The following is a 1,195-nucleotide window of genomic DNA, read 5'->3' on the forward strand; positions in this document are numbered from 1 at the left end:
TGCTCACTAAATAAAGCCGAAACATCACTAGGGTCTGAAGCCAACTTATCAGCCAAGTCACTTTCATTCAGCTCTAACAAGCCAGTCTGGTAATTAGTAGAAATTCCGATATCTGCCAAACTTCTAACATTGGCATTTTCCAGGCCAGCAACGGTAGTACCTAACACGCTGCGCACCTGATTCATTAAACTTCGAGTCGTTGAGTCACCCAATAATATGCCAGCTTCAACACCGCTACTCGGGTCAAACTCGGTATTTTCGTTAATCAGAGTCTGCAAGGCATTAAACTTTTCAACAAACTCAGACACTTTCTCTATCACTGCAGAGTGATCATCTGCTATGACCAGACTCGCTGGTGCACCATCATTTGTACCATTTAATGACAACTTTAAACCCGGGATAGCGTCATCAATCTCGTTGCTAGAGCGAGTAATTGACACACCATTAAGTTTAAATGCTGCATCTGCAGCAGGCTGGCTTTGAATCAGATTGGTGGCACCTGCGGTATAAGCAAGACGTGACAAGCCATTTGCATCGGTATTACTTGCATCACCCGTGTCAGTAACGCTTATATCGATAGTTTTATCAAGACCCGTTTCGTCGGCGTTAAAGACTAGCTTATAGCCCGTACCGGTATATAAGACTGATGCAGTCAACCCCACATCCTCTTCAGCATTAATTGCTGCAGCAATACCATCGAGCGTATTGTTTGAGTTATCAATCGTTACGTTGGTAGTTTTGCCATCCACCACGATAGAAAGCGCACCCTCACCTAAAGCAGTGGTATCTGAATCACTAAATTCTGTCGTTGTTAATGTTTGAGATACAGCTAAAGCGGAGACTTCTAAAGTATGAACACCCGCACTCGCTTCACTTGTATTAACCGTAGCGGAAAATGCTGAGCTTCCAGAAGAAACAGTTTTCGATTCAAATAACTGGGGATTTGATAATGTACGAGCAGGTAGACGAAGATCAGTAACTGCTGATTTAATCTGCCCAAAGATAGATAACTCAGCATTAATTTCAGCTTCTTGACTATCTAGGCGAGCCTCAACCGGAGCGCGCTCTGCATTAGCGAGATTATCAATTAGCTCACTGGTGAGAACACCCGAACCAATTCCAACCGAAGATACACTTGCCATACTTATCGCCTCGAATACCACAGGATTAAATAAGCGTTAAAGCCACAATGACT

At 43.5% G+C, this 1,195-nt stretch carries 1 protein-coding gene; it reads right to left on the bottom strand.

Features of this window, described 5'->3' with window-relative positions; all coding sequences use genetic code 11:
• The coding region (gene fliD, locus A3763_RS23170; protein ID WP_156495290.1) for a flagellar filament capping protein FliD at positions 1-1,142 on the bottom strand (1,142 nt) is incomplete at its 3' end.
• Positions 1,143-1,195: the final 53 nt, after the last annotated feature.

The sequence above is a fragment of the Oleiphilus sp. HI0128 genome, assembly GCF_001635365.1.